This is a genomic window from Granulibacter bethesdensis (assembly GCF_001889525.1).
Lineage (GTDB): Bacteria > Pseudomonadota > Alphaproteobacteria > Acetobacterales > Acetobacteraceae > Granulibacter > Granulibacter bethesdensis_C.
In genome coordinates this window covers 1,438,432-1,459,106 of the sequence record NZ_CP018192.1, presented here as the reverse complement: position 1 = coordinate 1,459,106, position 20,675 = coordinate 1,438,432, and the positions used below count along the sequence as shown (strand labels likewise).

Sequence of the window (20,675 nt, the reverse complement as noted above, 5' to 3'; positions counted from 1 at the left end):
CGCTCAGTCTGCCGGCAGATCCAGCGGACCGGGCTTGCGGCCATGGTTGAGGCGAATGCGCACACGCTCCATCATCAGATAGATGACCGGTGTGGTATAAAGGGTCAGCAACTGGCTCAGCAGCAGGCCCCCAATGATGGTGATGCCCAGCGGATAGCGTAATTCCGATCCGGCTCCATGCTGGAGCGCCAGCGGCAGTGCCCCCAGCAAGGCGGCAGCTGTCGTCATAATGATGGGACGGAAGCGCAGCAGGCAGGCTTCTTCAATCGCTGCGGCGGGGGAAAGCCCACGATCCCGCTCCGCCTCGATAGCGAAGTCGATCATCATGATCGCGTTTTTCTTGACGATCCCCATCAGCAGCACGATGCCGATCAGCGCAACCAGAGAAAGATCGGTTCCGGTCGCCATCAGGGCCAGAAGCGCGCCGATGCCTGCGGAAGGCAGCGTGGAGAGGATCGTGACAGGATGGATGGTGCTCTCATACAGCACGCCCAGCACGATGTAGATCACAATGATGGCGGCAAGGATAAGCCATGGCTCGCTGGCCAGACTGCGCTGGAATTCGGCCGCATCACCCGCATAGGAACCGGCAATCGTTTCCGGCACTCCGATCTGGAGACTGGCGGCCGAGATGCTGCTCATGGCCTGTTCCAAGGATATGCCCGGTGCCAGATTGAAGCTGAAAGTGACCGAGGGAAACTGTTCCTGATGGGTGATTGCGAGCGGTGCGCTGACCGGAGCAAGCGTTGCCACCGCCGCCAGCGGAACCTGCGTGTCGTTCTGTCCCGGCACACGCAGACGATTGAGCACATCCGGGAGTGACTGCCACGCCGGGTCGGATTCCAGCACCACGCGATACTGGTTGGACTGCGCATAGATGGTGGAGATCTGCCGCTGCCCGAAAGCATCATACAGCGTATCCTCAATTGCCTGCACGGTAATACCAAGCCGCATGGCGGCGGCGCGGTCGACAGTAATCATGATCGCGCTGCCCTGATCCTGCTGGTCAGAAGCAACATCCTGCAACATCGGCAATGCTTTCAGCGCATGCAGCAGACGAGGTGCCCATTGCTGAAGTTCCCTCACATCCGTATCAATAATGGTGTACTGATACTGGGTACGGGTGATACGGGTTCCGATCTGGATATCCTGTTGTGCCTGCATATACGCCGTCAGGCCGGGTTGATGTGCGAAGATGATGCGAAACCGGTCCATCACTTCCAGCACCGGATCACGCAAGGCGGGCGGTTTCAGTACGACGGTCAAGCGGCCTGTATTTGGCGTGGCATTGGTCGTACCGACCCCGACCAGAGACGTGATCGTTTCCACGGCCGGATCCTTGGCCAGAAGGCGGGCGGCATTGTTTTGCAGGGTGCCCATACGCTTGATGGAAACGCTCTGATCGGCCTCCGTGACGATCGTGATGATCCCGGTATCCTGTGCGGGCAGAAATCCTTTCGGAGTCATCACATAAAGGAGGATGGTGATGGCAAGGGACGAGAAGGCAATCAGCAGTACCACGCCCTGATGTGCCAGAGCGATATGCAGCGTGCGGCGGTAGACCTCCAGACAGGCGGAAAATCCACGCTCGAACAGACGTGGCAGCAGACCGGGCCTTTCTTCATGCAGGGGGCGCAGTAATCTGCCACACATCATCGGGGTCAATGTCAGGGAGATCACTGCGGAGACAACCACCGCCACGGTGAGCGTAATGGCAAATTCCTTGAACAGTCGCCCTACCACACCGGACATGAACAGCAGCGGTATGAACACGGCCACCAGCGAGACTGTCAGCGATATGATGGTGAAGCCGATCTGCCGTGCCCCGTCATAAGCGGCCTGAAGTGGAGGCACGCCGCGCTCGATGTACCGCACTACGTTTTCGATCATGACGATGGCATCATCGACTACGAAACCGGTCGCGATGGTCAACGCCATCAGGGAAAGATTATCGAGACTGTATCCAGCCTCATACATCACCGCGAACGTGCCGATCAGGGAAAGCGGCAGCGCAATGCCGGGGATGATTGTCGCCCGCAGCGAACCCAGAAACAGATAGATCACCGCGACCACCAGAAAAATCGACAGAAGCAGTGTGATCTCGACCTCAGTGACAGAGGCACGGATGGTGTCGGTACGATCCGCAATGATGGAAAGCTGTACGCCTGCCGGAAGAGCGTTCTGTAATTCGGGCAGGGCTTCCCTGATTGCGCCGACGGTTGCGACGATATTGGCGCCGGGCTGGCGCTGGATATCCAGTACGACGGCTGACTGCTGTGTTCCGCTGCGAAGAACCCATGCCCCGACATGATCGTTTTCAAGTCCGTTCACAATGCTGGCAATATTCGACAGCCGGACGGGTGCGTTATTGCGCCATGCGATGACCAGAGAACGATAGGCATCCGGCGATACAAGCTGATCATTGGCGCCTAGCTGGATGGAGCGTTCAGCACCGTCGAAGCCGCCTTTTGCGCCGTTTACATTCGCATTGGAAACCGCATTGCGGACATCTTCCAGAGACAGACCGTACGCTGCCAGCCGATCCGGCAACAGCCTGATCCGTACGGCCTTGCGCAGGCTCCCCTGAATGGTGGCCCGTCCGACGCCTGGAAGCTGCGATAGTTTTGGTTGCAGAACAGTATCGGTAATATCTGCGATCGCATCCAGTGGTACAGTCCCCGATGTCAGGGCGAGAGACAGGATCGGCGCATCCGCCGGATTGATTTTTGAATATGTCGGCGGATAGGGCAGATTTGCCGGCAGCGTTCCATTGGCGGCATTGATGGCAGCCTGAACATCCTGTGCAGCGCTGTCCATGTTGCGGGACAGATCGAATTGCAGCGTGATCTGGCTGATTCCATCGGCACTGGTGGAGATCATGCTTGTCAAGCCGGGAATCTGCCCGAACTGGCGCTCCAGCGGTGCTGTCAGCAGGAGGGCGGACCCGGTAGGGCTGAGACCAGGCAGACGGGTCATCACCTGTATGGTCGGAAAATCGACCTCCGGCAGAGAGGAAACCGGCAGCCAGAGATAACCCAGCAATCCACCGAGCATCATCGCAACCGCCAGCAGGGAGGTTGCGATCGGACGCGCGATAAAGGGCGCGGATATACTCATCCGTGCGGCCTGTTCCCGTGCGGATGAGGCTTCTGTTGGGGAGGTGTCTGTCCGGGTGGCTGATCCGTGGCGATACTGACGGTCGCGCCATCAGTCAGGCGGGATGCACCGTCCAGCACGACCGTTTCGCCTGGATGCAGACCGTCCTTGATCACGATCGCACTCTGGTTTTCCTGGCCGGTTGTGACAGTACGCCTTGAAACGGTTTTATCTTTGTTGACGATCCAGACAAAAGCGCTGTTCGGTCCGTGCTGAATCGCCAGCGGCGGTACTGTGATGGCACCATGCAAAGTTTCCACCAGCAGACGGGCATTCACGAAACCACCGGGCCAGAGAAGGTGATTTTTATTCGGGAACACGGCTTTCAGCTTTACCGTGCCGGTGGTGCTGTCCACCTGATTGTTCAGCACGGTGAGTGTTCCTGTATCCAGAACGTCCGCATCATCCGGGCGCTCGCCACCTGTTGCATTCCCCTGCGGCAGGGCGATCACTGACAGAGGCGTACCATTTTCATGCTGAATGGCGCGTATCAGTCTGGGCAGAACCTGCTGAGGCAATGTGAAGATAACGGCGATCGGCTCGATCTGTGTGATCACCACCAGACCGTTGGTGGAACTGCTGCTGATCAGATTGCCGACATCCACCTGTCGCAATCCTGTGCGGCCATCGATCGGGGCGCGGATGGTGGTCCAGTCCAGATTGGTGCGGGCCCCGTCGATCAGGGCCTGATCCTGCTTCACCAGTGCTTCGTTCTGCGCCACCGTGGCACGCTGGGTGGCCAGTGTCTGGGCCGAGGTGTAGTTGTTCCGCCCCAATTGCTCATAGCGTTTCAGATCGAGCTTCGCATTGGCGAGATTGGCCTCATCCTGCGCTTTCTTGGCGATATACTGGTCGAGGGTCGCTTTGTAAGCACGGGGATTGATCTGTGCCAGAATATCGCCACGGTGGACATCCTGACCTTCGGTAAAGCGGACTTCCAGCAATGGGCCGCTGACCATCGGCTGAACCGTAACTGTGTAAAATCCCTGTACGGTTCCCAAGCCGTCCAGAAAAACCGGAATGTCCTGCGTTATGACGTCCGCGGTTCTTACAACCACGGCATGACTGCCACCCCCCTGCATGGGCCTTCCACCAGCGTGATGCTGCCGGGATTGTTTTGCATGGTTGACGAGCCAGTAAACACCGCTTCCCGCAGTGGCAACCAGAAGCAGCCAGATCGCAAAAGTACGGAATTTCATATCTTGTGTCCGGGAGCGGGCAAGCGGGTCCAGCCACCGCCAAGGGCCTTGTAGAGATTGATGACCGCTTCAAATCTCGACAGTCTGACCTGAGCCAGAGTGGCCTGATTACTGAACAAGGTCTGCTGCGCCTGCAACAGGGCAGTGACATCAATCACTCCGGCCAGAAGCTGGGCGCGCGCTACATCGGCCGCGCGGCGGGAGACCTCCACGGCCTTGCGCTGCATCGCTTCCTGTTCAGTAGCATAACGATAGGAGGTGATGGCATTTTCCACATCGGTGAAAGCCTGCACCACGGTCTTGCGATAGGTCGCGAGCAACTCTTCATAGCGGCCTTTGGCAATATCAAGATTACCGAACAGAACGCCGTTATCGAAAACCGTCTGGGCCACGCTGGTGCTGAGGCTGGCAATCTGCCCCTGGGGTGTAAACAGGTAGGCCATCGTCAAGGCCTGAAACCCCCCGCTGGCTGTCAGAGTAAAAGAGGGAAAGAACTTCGCCCTTGCAACCTTGATATTGGCGTTGGCGGAGGCAAGCTGCGCTTCGGCGGCGGCAATATCTGGCCGCCGCGCCACCAGATCAACGGGTAGACCGGGGGCTGGTTGGGGGATGGTCGCCTGTTCCAGCGATCCTCCTTTGACGGAGACCATTTCCGGCGGCCGACCCACCAGCAGACCGAGGCTGATCACCTGCTGTTCCAGCTGGGAACGGAGTGCCGGGACGTTGGCGCGTAATCCCTCCACCAGTGCTTCCTGTTGTGAGACATCCAGCAGAGAGGCAGTGCCTGCCTCGAAACGGGCACGGATGACCTTCAGTGTTTCCTCACTTTGCCGCAGATTGTCCTCGGCAATGGCGACACGGGCCTGGAAGCCCAGAATATTAAAATAGGTGGTGGCGACAGCGGCTGTCGTCGTCAGCGCCACGGTGGCTTGATCGAAGCGGCTATACTGGGCACTTTCCTTTGCGGCCTCGAAAGTCGCACGATTTTTGCCCCAGAAATCCAGCTCATAACTGATCGTATCAGAAATGTTATATTGCCGGACTTCATTGGTATGCTCGCCGGGTGTCAGGATGGTGTTGCCCGCCCCGACGGATACGCCGGATGCCCCGTTTTTGGTCCGTGCCGTCTGATTCCATGAGTGGCCTCCGGACAAGGATGAGGCGGGTAACAATGGTGCACCGGAGACGCGTGCCTGTGCATCGGCTTGACGGACACGGGCAATGGCGGCGGCGATGTCGAAATTGCGTGCCTTGGCTTCTTCCATCAGCTCCGTCAGTTCCGGCTGATTGAAGTCACGCCACCATTCGGCAGATGGCCAGGCCGTTTGTGCGCTGGCAGGGGTGGCACGGAAAGCGGCGGGGATATCCAAATCTGGGGATTTCCAGCTGGGCCCGAGCGAACAGGCCCCCAAAATAGCCGCCAGAAACGGCCCCAGTGCCCATGTTCTTACCGCCATACGTGATCGTGCTTCCGGCTGATGGACAAGGAACAGGAATCCCTGATGCCGAAGCATGGGATAATACCGTTCGGCTGAGGGCGAAGGCGTAATACTTGGCACGCGTTTCCAGAGAGTGGCCAATAGAGACGGGGTGTAAGGGAACAGAGAAATTGTAACGGGAATATGTCTATCCCGCCATGATCCCTTTCAACCGATATAGGTCCGGATGGTGCACGCAATAATGATCGTGATGAAACCCAGGCCGAAATTCACGTGTACCAGTCGCCTGATCCGGTCAAAAGCACTGACAGGAGGGGTGGCGCCATTCTGAAGGCTGCGCCATGGTCCGCTCAGGATGGCACCGTAGACACAAGCCATGATCAGGCCGGTCAGTGTCATGACATGCACCTGCCATGGTGCACGGGCGAAAGAGCCGTAAAGGCTGAAGCTCATGATGAACCCGCTGAGCAGAATCGCCGGTATGACCAGTCGCAGAATGGCAAAAAACCGTCCCAGCACGGCCATATGAAAGGCGGCCCGTTCGGCAGGCTGAATGAGAATGAGGTTGGGCCGCAGCACGAACAGGGCGAAAATCATGCCGCCCACCCACAGCACGGTCCCCAGAAGATGGATGGCCAGCAGAACAGAACTCAACATGTCGCAACCCCGTTTGATATAAGCTGGCACAGCGGACCGAAAACCATGGAGGCGAGACGTAGCCGATTGCACTCTTCCCGGCGATGATTTCTTCAGAAAAAATAGCCGGTTTTTATGACAGGATGATGGCAGCAGAATTCTGCTCTGTCCGTGTCTGTTAAGGTACTGTTGTTCAGGAAATCGAGATGTGAATGGTGTCAACGGTTTCTCTGCCTTGCCTGGCCATGCGCTGCTGACGCCTCATTCGATGGCGCTGGCTGATCGGCAGGCGGCTCTTCTGGATACGACGCGGATGGATGTGCCGGGTTCCGGGCTGATGGAGCATGCGGGCGCCGCGGTGGCACGGCTGGTGAGAAGATTCGCCTCTCCTTGCCGCGTGCTGGTTATGGCCGGGCCGGGCAATAATGGCGGCGATGGATATGTTGCCGCCCGAAAGCTTCAACAGGCTGGTTGGCCGGTTACGGTCGCGGCTCTTTTGCCTCCACGACCCGGCAGTGATGCGGCTCGGGCGGCTTCGCGGTGGAATGGTCCGGTTATCACGACGGGCATAGAAGCAATCCGGAAATATGATCTCGTCATCGATGCCGTGTTCGGCGCCGGATTGTCGAAACCGCTCGATTCGTTCGTGTCAGAGACACTGGGTGATGCAGCAGCGAAGGCAGACGGGCGGGTCATTGCCGTTGATGTACCCAGTGGTCTGGATGGGGCAACCGGCCAACCGATGGGCAAAGTCACTCAGGCTCAGGCGACTATAACCTTCGTCCGCTGCAAACCGGGGCATTATTTGATGCCGGGGAAGTCGCTGTGCGGAGAGGTCATTCTGGCCGATATCGGTATGCCGGAGGCTGTGTTGAACGGCATCCCTGCCGATGCTTGGCTGAATGGTCCCGCCTTATGGCACCTGCCGGTTCTGACAGCGGAATCGCACAAATATTCACGTGGGCATGTCACCGTTCTGGGTGGGACGACCATGCCGGGTGCGGCCCGTCTTGCGAGTGCCGCCGCACGCAGGGCAGGGGCTGGCCTGGTTTCCATCGCTACGGGACGTGAAGCCGCATGGGGCTACCGCTTCGGTGAGTCGGGCCTGATCGTGACGGATGAAGCAATTGCCACTCTGCTTCAGGATCGCCGCCGTCATGTCTGGGTCTGCGGGCCGGGGCTGGAGCCGGAAGCTGCCGGAGCAGCCTTGCGCCAGCTGGTGGATGCAGGCCGTCAGGTCGTAGCGGATGCCGGAGTGTTTTCCTGGGCGGCCAATCATCCGTTGCGTCTGGAGGGCACGGCAGTGCTGACCCCGCATGAAGGCGAGTTCACCCGCGTCTTCGGTGCGATCGGCGGCGATAAGCTGAAGGCAGCGCGTGAGGCGGCTGTGCAGACCAATGCGGTGATCATCCTGAAAGGCTCGGATACAGTCATTGCGGCCCCGGATGGGAGGACGGCCATTAATGCGTCTGCTCCGCCCTGGCTGGGTACGGCAGGTGCCGGGGATGTGTTGTCCGGTATCGTGGCGGCTCTGCTGGCGCAGGGCATGGAGCGATGGGAGGCTGCCTGTGCCGCCGTTTTTCTGCATGGCCGGGCTGCCGCTCTGGCAGGCCCGGGCATGTGTGCGGAGGATCTGATCCCGTGCCTGGCCAATGCTGAAGCCGATGCCAGAAACCGAATAGAGCATCCGTTGCGTCGTTTTTAGCGAAAATCAAAGGGCGAAAACCCTTTCAGCGCGCTTTAGGCCACTCATGGCATTGCGGGTTTGCACGGCCTGCGCTAAAGCCGCCGCTTCTTGGCCCGCATGCTGCTTTGTGTACGGGCCACCCGGTGTACGGGTACGGCGCGGGCGTGGTGAAATTGGCAGACACGCCAGATTTAGGTTCTGGTGACGCAAGTCGTGGGGGTTCAAGTCCCTCCGCCCGCACCAGCCGATCACCGCTACGTAACGGTGCATACCGGGCTGGCGTCAATTTTTTAGGGTAGGACTCCCGGTCGATGCAGGTTACCGAAACCCTTTCCGAGGGCTTGAAGCGCGGATTCACCGTTCAGGTGCCGGCCACTGATATCGAGGAGCGCCGGACGCGCCGTCTGGCCGAACTGGCCAAGACTCTGAAGCTTCCCGGCTTCCGCCCTGGCAAGGTTCCGATGACGCTGGTCCGTCAGCGCTATGGCCGTTCTGTCGAGACGGAAGTGCTGGAAGAAACCGTCAACGAAGCGACTCAGACCATGGTCAGCGAGCGCGGCCTGCGCCCTGCTCTCCAACCGAAGGTGGAACTGGTGCGCGTCGATCTCGATCAGGATGTCGAATTCAAGGTCGAGCTGGAATTGCTGCCTGACATCACGTTGCCTGATCTGGGTTCCGTATCCCTGACCCGCCTCAAGGCTGAACCCAGCGGTGAAGCGGTCGACAAGGCTCTGGAGGAAATCGCTCAGCGCCAGCGTAATCTGGAGCCGGTCGAGGAAGTGCGTCCGGCGCAGAAAGGCGACTTCCTGACCGTGGATTTCGTCGGCAAGACCGATGGTGTGGCATTCCAGGGCGGCACCGGCACCGATATGGATGTCGAGATCGCCGGAACCGGCTTCATTCCCGGTTTTTCCGAGCAGATGGAAGGCCTGTCCGTGGGTGAAACCCGTGTGATCGACGTGACCTTCCCGGAAGAATATGGCGTACCGGAGCTGGCTGGTAAGCCGGCCCAGTTCGAAATCACCGCCAAGGCCCTGAAAAAGGCTGTTGCTCCGGTGATCGATGATGCCTTCGCCACGAAGCTGGGCCTCGACAGTCTGGAAAAGCTGCGGGAGATCGTCACCCAGCAGATCCAGAACGAATATGATCAGGTCAGCCGTCTGCGCGTGAAGCGCGCCCTGCTGGATGCTCTGGCAGATCAGGCCGCTTTCGAAGTGCCGCCGACTCTGGTGGAAAACGAATTCAACCAGATCTGGCAGCGCGTTGATGCCGACCGCAAGGCTGATCGGCTGGACGAGGACGACAAGGGCAAGGATGAGGACACGCTGCGCGCCGATTACCGCAAGATCGCAGAACGCCGCGTGCGTCTGGGGCTGCTGCTGGCCGAGATTGGTCGCGTGAACGGTGTTCAGGTTGGCAATGATGAGCTGATCCGTGCTATGCGTGCCGAAGCCAGCCGTTATCCCGGCCAGGAACAGGCCGTTCTGGACTTTTTCCGCCAGAACCCGCAGGCGATCGATAGCCTGCGCGGCCCGATCTTCGAGGAAAAGGTCGTTGATTTTGTTCTGGAAACGGCCAAGGTCGATGACAAGATCGTCAGTATCGAAGAGCTGAATGCAGATGAAGACGTTGCCGGGATGGCCTGATTGATCCCATAGTTCCTCTCGCTGCCTGATGGCAGAGAGGGGAATCGAAGCATAATAAAATGGCGTGGCCGGTTAATCTGGTCACGCCATTTTTTTATGGATTTCGGGATGCTGTTTTCGGAGATGTCCAATATCTTATCCTGTCACCGTTCTTGAAAAAACGTCGCATCAATATGATTTTAAAAGAAAATATTTTATTTTGATCTGAATGATGTGCCCCTGTCTTGGCGGCAGCATCAGAATCGGTTCAACTTGACTGAAGCAGCGGTGTCGCTCAGCCATGGAGTCATGCGTCTGAACCGGAACACGTCCCCGGTGGATGTAGGCTCTGTCTATGCAAGGATACAGAACATGAGGGATCGCGATCCCGTTGAGGTCTACAGCAACACTCTGGTGCCGATGGTGGTCGAGCAGACTGCACGGGGGGAGCGGTCCTTTGATATCTATTCCCGTTTGCTAAAGGAACGGATTATCTTCCTGACTGGTGCAGTGTACGATCAGGTCAGTGCTCTGATCTGCGCCCAGCTCCTGTTTCTGGAGAGCGAGAACCCTCAAAAGGAAATTTCCTTTTATATCAATAGCCCAGGTGGCGTTGTGAGTGCCGGGTTGGCGATTTACGACACCATGCAGTACATCCGCAGCCCGGTCAGCACCGTCTGCATCGGTCAGGCGGCATCGATGGGATCGCTGCTGCTTTGCGCGGGTGAGAAGGACAAGCGTTTTGCCCTCCCGAATGCGCGCGTGATGGTGCACCAGCCTTCTGGCGGTGCGCAGGGTCAGGCAACGGATATTGAAATTCAGGCCCGCGAGATCCTGACGCTGCGCAAGCGGCTGAACGAAATCTACAACCGCCATACCGGCCAGTCGATTGAGGCAATCGAGCGCAAGTTGGAGCGTGATACCTATATGTCCGCCGAGGAAGCGCGTGATTTTGGTCTGGTCGATCAGGTGGTCGAGCGTCGTCCTGTTTCTTCTACCCCTGATAGCAGCAAAAGCTGAATAAAGCCGGCTGTTGCCAAACTTTGTCAAAGAACCGTGATGGCTTGGTCTTGCACTTGGCCATCCGGTTTCCATCTAGCGACAGAATGCGGCAATACCGACACGGTCGACTTTGCCGCAAGAATACGTAAACTTCTTTTAATGTCACTAAAGAGTGCGGGCGTACCATATAGAAGGTCAGACCCGTTGGAATGTTCCCTGCAGCGCTTGTTCCCGCTGAAATGCGCGGCTAGGCTAACAGGGTTAAGTCCCATGTTGGGACAGGAGTGCTCATGACTAAGTCCGGCGATTCGAAAAATACTCTCTATTGCTCCTTCTGCGGCAAGTCGCAGCATGAAGTGAGAAAACTGATTGCCGGTCCGACCGTGTTCATCTGCGATGAATGCGTTGAACTCTGCATGGACATCATCCGCGAGGAACATAAGACCCATCTGGTCAAGTCCCGGGATGGCGTGCCGACCCCGAAAGAAATCTGCAAGGTTCTCGATGACTACGTCATCGGTCAGGCTCATGCCAAGAAGGTTCTCTCCGTTGCCGTGCACAACCACTACAAGCGGTTGGCGCATGGCCAGAAGAACAACGATATAGAAATCGGCAAGTCCAATATCATGCTGATCGGTCCCACCGGGTCCGGTAAGACATTGCTGGCCCAGACTCTGGCCCGCATTCTGGACGTGCCCTTCACCATGGCCGATGCCACGACACTGACCGAGGCCGGCTATGTAGGGGAAGATGTCGAAAACATCATCCTGAAGCTTTTGCAGGCAGCCGATTACAACGTTGAACGTGCGCAGCGCGGCATTGTCTATATCGACGAGGTCGACAAGATCAGCCGCAAATCAGACAATCCTTCCATCACGCGTGATGTCAGCGGGGAAGGGGTTCAGCAGGCGCTGCTGAAGATCATGGAAGGCACCGTTGCCTCGGTTCCGCCACAGGGTGGGCGCAAGCATCCTCAGCAGGAGTTTCTGCAGGTCGATACCACCAATATCCTTTTCATCTGCGGGGGCGCCTTCGCCGGGCTGGAAAAGATCATCGGTAGCCGCGGAAAGGGTGGCGGTATTGGCTATGGTGCTGAGGTCCGTGACCCGGATGAACGCCGAACCGGTGAAATCCTGAGGGAGGTCGAGCCGGAGGATCTTTTGCGTTTCGGTCTGATTCCGGAATTCATCGGTCGTCTCCCTGTGGTTGCGACGCTGGAAGACCTTGATGAGGCCGCCTTGATTGAAATCCTCACCAAGCCGAAAAATGCTCTGGTGAAGCAATATGGTCGTCTGTTCGAGATGGAGGGAGTGACCCTTTCCTTCACCGATGATGCCCTGAAATCCGTGGCTAATCGCGCTATCGCCCGTAAAACCGGTGCGCGCGGCCTGCGGTCCATCCTGGAAGGTATCCTGCTCGGCACTATGTATGATCTGCCGGGGATGGAAAACGTCGAAGAAGTAGTCATCAACGGTGAAGTGGCCGAGGGTCGTGCTGCACCGCTGATGACATACGGACCAGAAGAACGCGCGGAGGAGAGCGCCTGATTGCGCAATCCTCATTTATGTTTCGGAATTGGAATCAGCCCTCATGATGCTGCCAATTCCTCTTTCCGAAGCAAGCGCTGCTGACTTGAGTCTGCTTCTGCCCATTCCGGGGGAAGCCCCATGAACCGCCAGAGAAATCTGATTATCACAGTTTTTCTGGAAGGTGCTGTCGCTGCTATGCGCCTTGGAACTGGGCATAGGGGCGGCAGGCTGTCGTTGAAAGGAAGTCCCCTATGACGGACGCCACACCACAGAACGAAACGCAAGGTTCCGGCACTGAGGGCGAGATGCTACCCGTCCTGCCCTTGCGTGATATTGTTGTTTTTCCCCATATGATTGTGCCCCTTTTCGTCGGGCGGGAAAAATCTGTTCGCGCGTTGGAAGCTGTCATGAAGGACGACAAGCAGATTCTGCTGGTCGCCCAGAAGAACGCCTCGCAGGATGATCCCGGTATTGATGATATTTACCGGATCGGTACTGTTTCCACCATTCTGCAGTTGCTGAAGCTGCCTGACGGCACCGTTAAGGTGTTGGTGGAGGGCAGCCGACGCGCCCGCATTACGGGCTTCGGCGAGACGGAGGCCTATTTTGAGGCTAAAACCGAGCTTCTGGCTGATACCGGGGAGACGGACAAGGAACTAGAGGCGCTGGGCCGCACCGTGGTGGGACAGTTTGAGCAATATATCAAGCTCAACAAAAAAATTGCGCCGGAGGTTTTGGTTTCAGTCAATCAGATCGAGGAACCCAGCAAGCTTGCCGATACGGTGGCCAGTCATCTGAGCCTGAAAATCGCCGAGAAGCAGGAATTGCTGGAGATCGTTCCCATTTCTGAGCGCCTGGAACGTGTCTTCGCGCATATGGAAAGCGAGATCGGGGTTCTTCAGGTGGAGAAGCGCATCCGCAATCGCGTGAAGCGCCAGATGGAGAAGACCCAGCGCGAATATTATCTGAATGAGCAGATGAAGGCTATTCAGAAGGAACTGGGGGAAGGCGAAGACGGCAAGGATGAAATCGCCGAGCTGGAAGAGCGCATCAAGAAGACCCGTCTGACCAAGGAAGCCACCGAGAAATGTCTGAGCGAGCTGAAAAAGCTCCGCAGCATGAGCCCGATGAGCGCTGAAGCGACCGTGGTACGAAATTATCTGGACTGGATGCTGGGTATTCCGTGGAAGAAGCGCAGCAAGGTCCGTAACGACGTCGAGGAAGCCGAAAAGGTGCTTGATGCCGACCATTACGGGCTGGAAAAGGTCAAGGAGCGTATCCTCGAATATCTCGCGGTGCAGTCCCGTTCCGACAAGCTGCGTGGTCCGATCCTCTGTCTGGTGGGGCCGCCTGGTGTCGGCAAAACCTCTCTCGGCAAGTCGATCGCCAAGGCGACGGGGCGTAATTTTGTCCGCATGTCACTGGGTGGCGTGAGAGACGAGGCTGAGGTGCGCGGTCATCGGCGGACCTATATTGGTTCCATGCCCGGCAAGGTTATTCAGGGCATGAAAAAGGCCAAGACCTCGAACCCGCTCTTCCTGCTGGATGAGATCGACAAGCTCGGATCCGACTGGCGTGGTGATCCGTCCTCGGCGCTGCTGGAGGTGCTGGACCCGGAGCAGAATGGAACTTTTGCCGATCATTATCTGGAGGTCGATTACGACCTGTCCGACGTGATGTTCGTCACAACGGCCAATAGCCTGCGTATGCCGCAGCCTTTGCTGGACCGCATGGAGATCATCCGCATCCCCGGCTATACCGAGGATGAGAAAGTAGAGATCGCCAAGCGCCATCTGCTCCAGAAGCAGACCGAGGCTCATAGCTTGAAGCCGGAGGAATGGTCAGTCACTGAGGACGCGATCCGTGACCTGATCCGCTACTACACGCGGGAAGCCGGAGTTCGTAACCTTGAGCGCGAAATTGCCGGTCTGGCCCGTAAGGCGGTGAAGGAAATCGTCACCAAAAAAGCCAAGAAGGTGGCGATTACCCGGAAGAACCTTGAGAAATACGCTGGCGTCCAGAAATTCCGCTATGGCGAGATTGAGGCTGAGGACATGATCGGTGTGGTCGCCGGTCTGGCCTGGACCGAGGTTGGTGGCGAGATTCTCACCATTGAGAGTGTTCTGCTGCCCGGTAAAGGCGCCATCAAGCATACCGGTAAACTGGGTGATGTGATGCAGGAGAGCGTATCCGCAGCGCTCAGCTATGTCCGCAGCCGTTCCGCCAGCTTCGGCATCAAGCCGACTGTGTTTGAGAAGCGTGATATCCATGTCCATGTGCCTGAAGGGGCGACGCCCAAGGATGGCCCCTCGGCGGGGATTGCAATGGCAACCAGTCTTGTCAGCGTCCTGACTGGCATCCCGGTGCGCCGTGATATCGCCATGACCGGCGAGATCACCCTGCGTGGCCGTGTTTTGCCGATCGGCGGGTTGAAGGAGAAGCTTCTGGCGGCGCTGCGGGCCGGATTGTCCACTGTCTTTATTCCGAAGGACAATGAGAAGGATCTGGCTGAAATCCCGGATAACGTGAAGAAAAACCTTCGGATCGTTCCGGTCTCCCATGTTGATGAGGTGATCGGTCAGGCTCTGGCGAGGAAGCCGGAGGCGATAACCTGGGATGAGAGCATGGAAGAATCCGTGACCAAAAAATCTGGTCAGGTCAGTGAAACCTCTCTGCCGCATTGATTGACGGCTTGTTCGTTTCGGGAGAGGGGAGTGGAATACCGCTCCCCTTTTTCATGTTTGATTTCATGTCTGAGGGTCAGGCAGGGGGATGAATTTTCACTTTTTGCACTTTGGCGAGTCTCTGTTACGTTGACGGCATAAAAGCTGATCCTTTAATTGCCAACCGGCTTTTATAGTCACGCGGGGCAGGGGACAGGCGTTGAATAAAATGGAATTGATCACGGCAGTTGCCGATGAGCTTGAGCTTCCGCGTAGTAGGGCAGCACAGGCAGTCGATGCGGTTCTGGGCAGCATCGAGTCTGCTTTGAAACGTCATGAGGAAGTCCGGCTGGTGGGGTTTGGCTCATTTTCCGTAGCCTCCCGCAAGGCATCTGTCGGGCGGAACCCGCGCACCGGGGAAGAAATAGCGATTCCCCCCGCTTTGTCGGTACGTTTCAAGGCTGGAAAAACACTGAAAGATGCGCTGAACGAGCAGGATTCTTCGGCGGAATAAGGATTTTACCTGGCCGATTGTCCGTTTCCTGCTGTCGAAGCAGTAGACCATGCGCGTGCATCGGTTTATAGGGCGCTCACTGAGGTCAGGGCGGTTAGCTCAGAGGTAGAGCGTCTCGTTTACACCGAGATGGTCGGCGGTTCGATCCCGTCACCGCCCACCATAGGTTTACGGCGCTGTCTGCATCCGGATTATCTGGAGTTATCCCCAGAACTTTGATCCGGAAGGGTTTGACGGCAGCATCGGCAGCCTGTAGGAACCGGCCTCGCTGTTGCGCGGGTGTAGCTCAGTTGGTTAGAGCGCCGGCCTGTCACGCCGGAGGTCGCGGGTTCGAGCCCCGTCACTCGCGCCAGTTTCTCATTTTTTTCTTGATACGATCTGGTGCCCGTCAGGATGGTCATGCCATCTTTGCGGGCTTTTTTAATGTGCGTTTGGCTGTTGAAGGGTGAACGATCCGTGCCGCGTGTTGCAGCGATTGAGCCTGCCCGCCTCGCTTTGCTGAATGCAGGTACCCTTGAGGCCACGACGCTCACCGAGTGTTTGGGTGTTAATTTTGCCTCCCTCCTGTCCCATGTGTTTCCTGCTATTGGGCCTGATGCCATTCTGAAAATGCAGTGTGAGGCGGAAGAAGGAATTTTGCGCCGCATGGCATTGGCGGCCAGTCTGATTCTTGAGCATAACGGCATGGCTGGGCTGGATATCCTGCGGAACCATTCCTCGGACACTGTGCGTGGTTGGGCGTGTTTCATGGTGGGCGCAGCAGCAGGACAAACTCTTGCGGAGCGTTTAGCGATGATCCGCCCCTTTGCCGATGATCATCATTTCGGCGTTCGGGAATGGGCATGGATGGCGGTTCGGCCTCATATCGCCGCAGACCTTGATCATGCTCTTGCATTGTTGGCCGGGTGGACGACGGATTCTTCCGAGCGCCTGAGACGCTTTGCCAGTGAAGCCACCCGGCCACGTGGAGTGTGGTGCTCCCATCTCCGCGCTTTACGGCAATTTCCCGGAAAGGCATTACCTGTTCTTCAGCCATTACGTGCCGATCCGGCGCCTTATGTACAGGACTCTGTTGGAAATTGGCTCAATGATGCCAGCAAGGACCAGCCTGACTGGGTCCGGTCCCTGTGTGCGCAATGGAGTGCTGAAAGTGCGGGTCTTGCTACGGCCAGAATCTGTCGGCGCGCGCTGCGTTCCATCAACCGAAAGGGGTGAGTTCAGGGGTACGCGCAGTCATAACTCTTATTCATGGGATGAAGGGGAAGACACTATCGCAGCGTACATATTTTCTGCGTTCATGTGCTTGACGATGGGGCCATCAAAGCGTAGGAAGCGCGCCTCGCTGTTGCGCGGGTGTAGCTCAGTTGGTTAGAGCGCCGGCCTGTCACGCCGGAGGTCGCGGGTTCGAGCCCCGTCACTCGCGCCATTTTTCTGTGATGGCGGGCATCCAGCAAAATTAAAAAATAACTTAATCTTTCGATCCCTCTCTTATCCGGACGGGGATGGTGTTAGTTAGGTTTGCTCCGTTGCGATGTATGGCGCGGTGCGATAAACCTTTTCTATCGAGGCAGCGGCGTTTCTGTATTGCCTCCAACGCTGAGAAATCTCGATGGCCAGACTCCTCGGCCTTCGGAAGGGATGATGTCCTATGCAGCCTGTGCTGACAGAATATTTTCCGATTCTGGTTTTTATCGGGATTGCCAGCGTGATTGCATGCGCCATGGTCGGTGGCTCCTATCTGGCTGCACGGCAGAAACCCTATGCTGAAAAGCTCGCGCCTTATGAATGCGGGTTCGATGCCTTTGATGATGCACGCAGTCGCTTCGATGTACGGTATTATCTGGTGGCTATTCTGTTCATCATTTTCGATCTGGAAGTGGCATTTCTGTTCCCATGGGCAGTCAGCCTTTCCCGGATTGGCATGTTTGGCTTTTTCTCCATGATGGGCTTTCTGGGCGTTCTGACTGTCGGCTTCATCTATGAATGGCGCAAAGGCGCGCTGGAGTGGGAGTAAAGCACCATGCAGAGCCAGTATCCTTCTGCCCATGCCCCGACAGCAGATGAGGCGATGCTCTGGAACAGGGAGTCTTTGTCGCCTGGGCCGGGGCAGGAGGCCGTGCTGCGTGGTATCACGGGAGAGATGGCAGATAAGGGCTTTGTTGTCGCCAATCTCGACAAGCTGGTGAATTGGGCGCGCACAGGCAGTCTCTGGCCGATGACCTTCGGTCTGGCTTGCTGTGCGGTGGAAATGATCCATGCTTACATGCCACGTTATGATCTGGATCGTTTCGGGGTTATTCCTCGTGCTTCCCCCCGCCAGAGCGATGTGATGATTGTGGCAGGAACCCTGACAAATAAAATGGCCCCGGCCCTGCGTCGGGTCTATGATCAGATGCCCGAACCGCGCTGGGTGATCAGCATGGGCTCCTGTGCCAATGGTGGCGGCTATTACCACTATTCCTACTCAGTGGTGCGTGGCTGCGACCGGATCGTGCCTGTCGATGTCTATGTGCCGGGGTGTCCGCCGACCGCGGAGGCGCTGGTATACGGCATTATGCAGCTGCAGAAGAAAATTCGCCGGACGGGAACCATTCTCCGTGGCTGATCAATCACATTTACTGGAAGCCTTGTCCGCCATACACGGCGTGACATGCGTGAGGCTGGAAAAAGATGAGTTGGTCGTCGAAGTCACACGCGATCAGCTTGAGGCAGTGGCGTTGACCTTGCGGGATGATCCGCGGTTCCTGTGTCAGCAACTGATGGATGTATGCGGGGTAGACTGGCCTTCGCGGTCTCCGCGCTTTGATGTTGTCTATAATCTGCTCTCAGTGTCCCTGAATCATCGAATCCGCATGATCGTTGGAACGGATGATGGAATGCCGGTGCCGTCGGTCCACAAAATCTGGCCCGTGGCGACCTGGTTCGAACGTGAGACCTGGGATCTGTTCGGCATCCTGTTCTCCGGCCAGCCCGATCACCGACGTATCCTGACGGATTACGGGTTTGAGGGGCATCCGCTGCGGAAAGACTTTCCGCTGACCGGTTATGTCGAACTCCGCTGGGATGAAGAGCGGCGGCAGGTCGTGTATGAGCCGGTGAAGCTGACTCAGGATTTTCGTAATTTTGATTTTCTGTCTCCGTGGGAAGGAATGACGACACTGCCTGGTGATGAGAAAGCATCCATCGCCAGCACCCAGCCGCAACCGGTCGTGACGGAGGAGGCGAAGCGATGAGCGAGACCGTCCAGAAGCAGGGCCGTGTTGTTGAAATCGACAGCCACGCTATCAATTTTGGCCCGCAACATCCTGCCGCCCATGGCGTGCTGCGTCTGGTGCTGGAATTGGATGGTGAGGTGGTGGAGCGTGCCGATCCGCATATCGGCCTGCTGCATCGTGGTACCGAGAAGCTGATCGAATACAAATCCTATCTTCAGGCCCTGCCTTATTTTGACCGGCTCGATTACGTCTCGCCGATGTGCGAGGAGCATGCCTTCGCTTTAGCGACAGAGAAGCTGCTGGGTATCACCGCCCCGGAGCGGGCGCAGTGGATCCGCACGATGTTTGCGGAAATCACGCGCATCCTGAACCATTTGCTCAACCTCACCACTTATGCGCTCGATGGCGGTGCGATGACGCCAGTGCTGTGGGGACACGAAGAGCGTGAAAAGCTGCTTGAATTCCACGAGGCCGTATCCGGCGCCCGATTTCATGCCAATTATTTCCGTCCTGGTGGGGTGGCAAAGGATCTGCCGGCGGGTCTGACTGACCGCATTGCCGATTGGACGGAGAAATTCCCGGCCTTTATCGATGATATGGCCGGTCTGTTGAGCGATAACCGCATCTGGAAGCAGCGCGTGGTCGATATCGGCCGCATGACTCCGGAACAGGCTCTGGCCTGGGGTTTCAGCGGTCCCTGTATCCGCGCCAGCGGCATTCCGTGGGATCTGCGTAAGTCCCAGCCCTATGATAAATATGCCGAGGTGGATTTCGAGGTTCCGGTCGGTCGTAATGGCGACTGCTATGACCGCTATCTGGTGCGGGTCGAGGAGATGCGGCAGAGTGTGCGCATCGTGAAGCAGTGCCTGGAGAAAATCCGCCCCGGCCCGATCAAGGTGCAGGATCACAAGATCACTCCGCCCCCTCGTGCCGAGATGAAGCGGTCGATGGAGGCGCTGATCCATCACTTCAAGCTTTATACGGAAGGCTATCACGTTCCGGAGGGCGCCACCTATACAGCGGTGGAGAGTCCGAAAGGAGAGTTCGGCGTGTATCTGGTCGCGGATGGCAGCAACCGCCCTTATCGCTGCAAAATCCGTCCGACCGGTTTTGCTCATTTGCAGGCGATCGATGTCATGGCCCATCGCCATATGCTGGCGGATGCGGTGGTGATCATTGGCTCGCTTGATCTTGTGTTCGGTGAGGTGGACCGCTGATGGCGGACGTCAACGGAGGCAGTGATGTCGGGCGCGAGCCTTGGCAGCCTGCGGAATTCTCGTTCGATGTGCAGAGCGAGCAACAGATAGAAACTATTCTGGCCAAATACCCGTCCTCTCGCCGCGCCAGCGCGGTGATGCCACTGCTGGATCTGGCACAGCGGCAGATGGGACGCGAGACCGGCAGCGCATGGATTCCCCGTGCGGCGATGGATGAGATCGCGCGCCGTCTTGGGATGGCGCCGATCCGGGTTTATGAGGTGGCGACTTTCTACTTCATGTACAATACCCGGCCGGTTGGGCGTCATCATCTTCAGCTCTGCACGACCACACCATGCTGGCTGCGTGGCTCGGATGAGGTCGTAGCGGCCTGCCGTTCAGCGACGGGTATCCAAGGCTGGGGCGAAACCAGTGAGGATGGTCTGTTCACGATGACGGAGGTCGAGTGTCTTGGCGCCTGTGTCAATGCGCCGATCCTGCAGGTGGATGACGATTATTACGAGGATATGGATGGTCCCCGGACCCTTGCTCTGCTGGACGCCTTGCGCCGCGGGGAGCACCCAACACCTGGCTCTATGTCGGGTCGTCAGAACTCCGCGCCGGAGGGTGGCCCGACAACGTTGCGTGACGTGCCTTCAGCCCAGATGCAGAGTAACTATACACCGCCCGCAGCAGGGGAGTGACCGCACGGAATGGAACACTGATCTGCCGCTTCGCGGCGAGTGAGGACCGACATTCTGTCCAGCCGGAAACTGGATTGTATGTCGTATGTAAAATGGGGCCGGTTCCACAC

The 20,675-nt window shown here is 57.5% G+C and carries 16 protein-coding genes and 4 tRNA genes; 16 read left to right on the top strand and 4 right to left on the bottom strand.

Translation table 11 applies throughout. The features are described from left to right. Positions 1-3: 3 nt before the first annotated feature. From GbCGDNIH6_RS06715 to GbCGDNIH6_RS06700, 4 genes are all read right to left on the bottom strand, one after another. A complete protein-coding gene (locus GbCGDNIH6_RS06715) occupies positions 4-3,117 on the bottom strand; it encodes an efflux RND transporter permease subunit (RefSeq protein WP_072563307.1) in 3,114 nt (1,037 codons plus the stop codon). After that, positions 3,114-4,355: an efflux RND transporter periplasmic adaptor subunit gene (locus GbCGDNIH6_RS06710; RefSeq protein WP_072563306.1), complete on the bottom strand. Its 1,242-nt coding sequence runs from the start codon at positions 4,353-4,355 to the stop codon at positions 3,114-3,116. The genes GbCGDNIH6_RS06715 and GbCGDNIH6_RS06710 overlap by 4 nt, the downstream gene beginning before the upstream one ends. Further along, complete coding sequence (locus tag GbCGDNIH6_RS06705; RefSeq protein WP_072564420.1) at positions 4,352-5,812, bottom strand: efflux transporter outer membrane subunit; 1,461 nt, start codon at positions 5,810-5,812, stop codon at positions 4,352-4,354. The genes GbCGDNIH6_RS06710 and GbCGDNIH6_RS06705 overlap by 4 nt, the downstream gene beginning before the upstream one ends. 189 nt (positions 5,813-6,001) lie before the next feature. Further along, positions 6,002-6,451 carry a CopD family protein gene (locus GbCGDNIH6_RS06700; protein ID WP_072563305.1) on the bottom strand — a complete coding sequence of 150 codons (450 nt, stop codon included), beginning with the start codon at positions 6,449-6,451 and terminating at the stop codon, positions 6,002-6,004. 187 nt (positions 6,452-6,638) lie between these two features. Here GbCGDNIH6_RS06700 and GbCGDNIH6_RS06695 point away from each other — a divergent pair, with 187 nt between their 5' ends. The 16 genes from GbCGDNIH6_RS06695 to GbCGDNIH6_RS06615 all read left to right on the top strand — a co-directional run bounded on the left by GbCGDNIH6_RS06695 (position 6,639) and on the right by GbCGDNIH6_RS06615 (position 20,565). Beyond that, positions 6,639-8,135, top strand: a complete 1,497-nt coding sequence (locus GbCGDNIH6_RS06695; RefSeq protein ID WP_072563304.1) for a bifunctional ADP-dependent NAD(P)H-hydrate dehydratase/NAD(P)H-hydrate epimerase — start codon at positions 6,639-6,641, stop codon at positions 8,133-8,135. Positions 8,136-8,275: 140 nt separating this feature from the next. Next, positions 8,276-8,360 (top strand) — tRNA-Leu (locus GbCGDNIH6_RS06690). A 68-nt stretch (positions 8,361-8,428) separates the two neighbouring features. Further along, positions 8,429-9,763 (top strand): trigger factor, encoded by a 1,335-nt coding sequence (gene tig, locus GbCGDNIH6_RS06685; protein WP_072563303.1) that lies wholly within the window; start codon positions 8,429-8,431, stop codon positions 9,761-9,763. 351 nt (positions 9,764-10,114) lie between these two features. Further along, a complete protein-coding gene (gene clpP / locus GbCGDNIH6_RS06680) occupies positions 10,115-10,762 on the top strand; it encodes an ATP-dependent Clp endopeptidase proteolytic subunit ClpP (protein WP_025286713.1) in 648 nt (215 codons plus the stop codon). A gap of 272 nt (positions 10,763-11,034) precedes the next feature. Then, positions 11,035-12,291: an ATP-dependent Clp protease ATP-binding subunit ClpX gene (clpX, locus tag GbCGDNIH6_RS06675; RefSeq protein WP_072563302.1), complete on the top strand. Its 1,257-nt coding sequence runs from the start codon at positions 11,035-11,037 to the stop codon at positions 12,289-12,291. 233 nt (positions 12,292-12,524) lie between these two features. Continuing rightward, positions 12,525-14,957: an endopeptidase La gene (gene lon / locus GbCGDNIH6_RS06665; protein ID WP_072563300.1), complete on the top strand. Its 2,433-nt coding sequence runs from the start codon at positions 12,525-12,527 to the stop codon at positions 14,955-14,957. Positions 14,958-15,165: 208 nt separating this feature from the next. Continuing rightward, complete coding sequence (locus tag GbCGDNIH6_RS06660; RefSeq protein ID WP_072563299.1) at positions 15,166-15,450, top strand: HU family DNA-binding protein; 285 nt, start codon at positions 15,166-15,168, stop codon at positions 15,448-15,450. Between the two features lie 88 nt (positions 15,451-15,538). Then, a tRNA-Val gene (locus tag GbCGDNIH6_RS06655) sits at positions 15,539-15,613 on the top strand. A gap of 112 nt (positions 15,614-15,725) precedes the next feature. Beyond that, positions 15,726-15,802 (top strand) — tRNA-Asp (locus GbCGDNIH6_RS06650). A gap of 104 nt (positions 15,803-15,906) precedes the next feature. Next, positions 15,907-16,665: a DNA alkylation repair protein gene (locus tag GbCGDNIH6_RS06645; protein ID WP_072564419.1), complete on the top strand. Its 759-nt coding sequence runs from the start codon at positions 15,907-15,909 to the stop codon at positions 16,663-16,665. Positions 16,666-16,799: 134 nt separating this feature from the next. Further along, positions 16,800-16,876, top strand: a tRNA-Asp gene (locus tag GbCGDNIH6_RS06640). 222 nt (positions 16,877-17,098) lie between these two features. After that, on the top strand, positions 17,099-17,464 hold the full coding sequence (locus tag GbCGDNIH6_RS06635; RefSeq protein ID WP_072563298.1) for an NADH-quinone oxidoreductase subunit A: 366 nt from the start codon (positions 17,099-17,101) through the stop codon (positions 17,462-17,464). Positions 17,465-17,470: 6 nt separating this feature from the next. Beyond that, positions 17,471-18,055 (top strand): NuoB/complex I 20 kDa subunit family protein, encoded by a 585-nt coding sequence (locus GbCGDNIH6_RS06630; RefSeq protein ID WP_072563297.1) that lies wholly within the window; start codon positions 17,471-17,473, stop codon positions 18,053-18,055. A gap of 13 nt (positions 18,056-18,068) precedes the next feature. Then, positions 18,069-18,683: an NADH-quinone oxidoreductase subunit C gene (locus GbCGDNIH6_RS06625; protein ID WP_408874863.1), complete on the top strand. Its 615-nt coding sequence runs from the start codon at positions 18,069-18,071 to the stop codon at positions 18,681-18,683. Then, positions 18,680-19,882 (top strand): NADH-quinone oxidoreductase subunit D, encoded by a 1,203-nt coding sequence (locus GbCGDNIH6_RS06620; RefSeq protein ID WP_072563295.1) that lies wholly within the window; start codon positions 18,680-18,682, stop codon positions 19,880-19,882. The genes GbCGDNIH6_RS06625 and GbCGDNIH6_RS06620 overlap by 4 nt, the downstream gene beginning before the upstream one ends. Next, complete coding sequence (locus GbCGDNIH6_RS06615; RefSeq protein WP_072563294.1) at positions 19,882-20,565, top strand: complex I 24 kDa subunit family protein; 684 nt, start codon at positions 19,882-19,884, stop codon at positions 20,563-20,565. The genes GbCGDNIH6_RS06620 and GbCGDNIH6_RS06615 overlap by 1 nt, the downstream gene beginning before the upstream one ends. Positions 20,566-20,675: the final 110 nt, after the last annotated feature.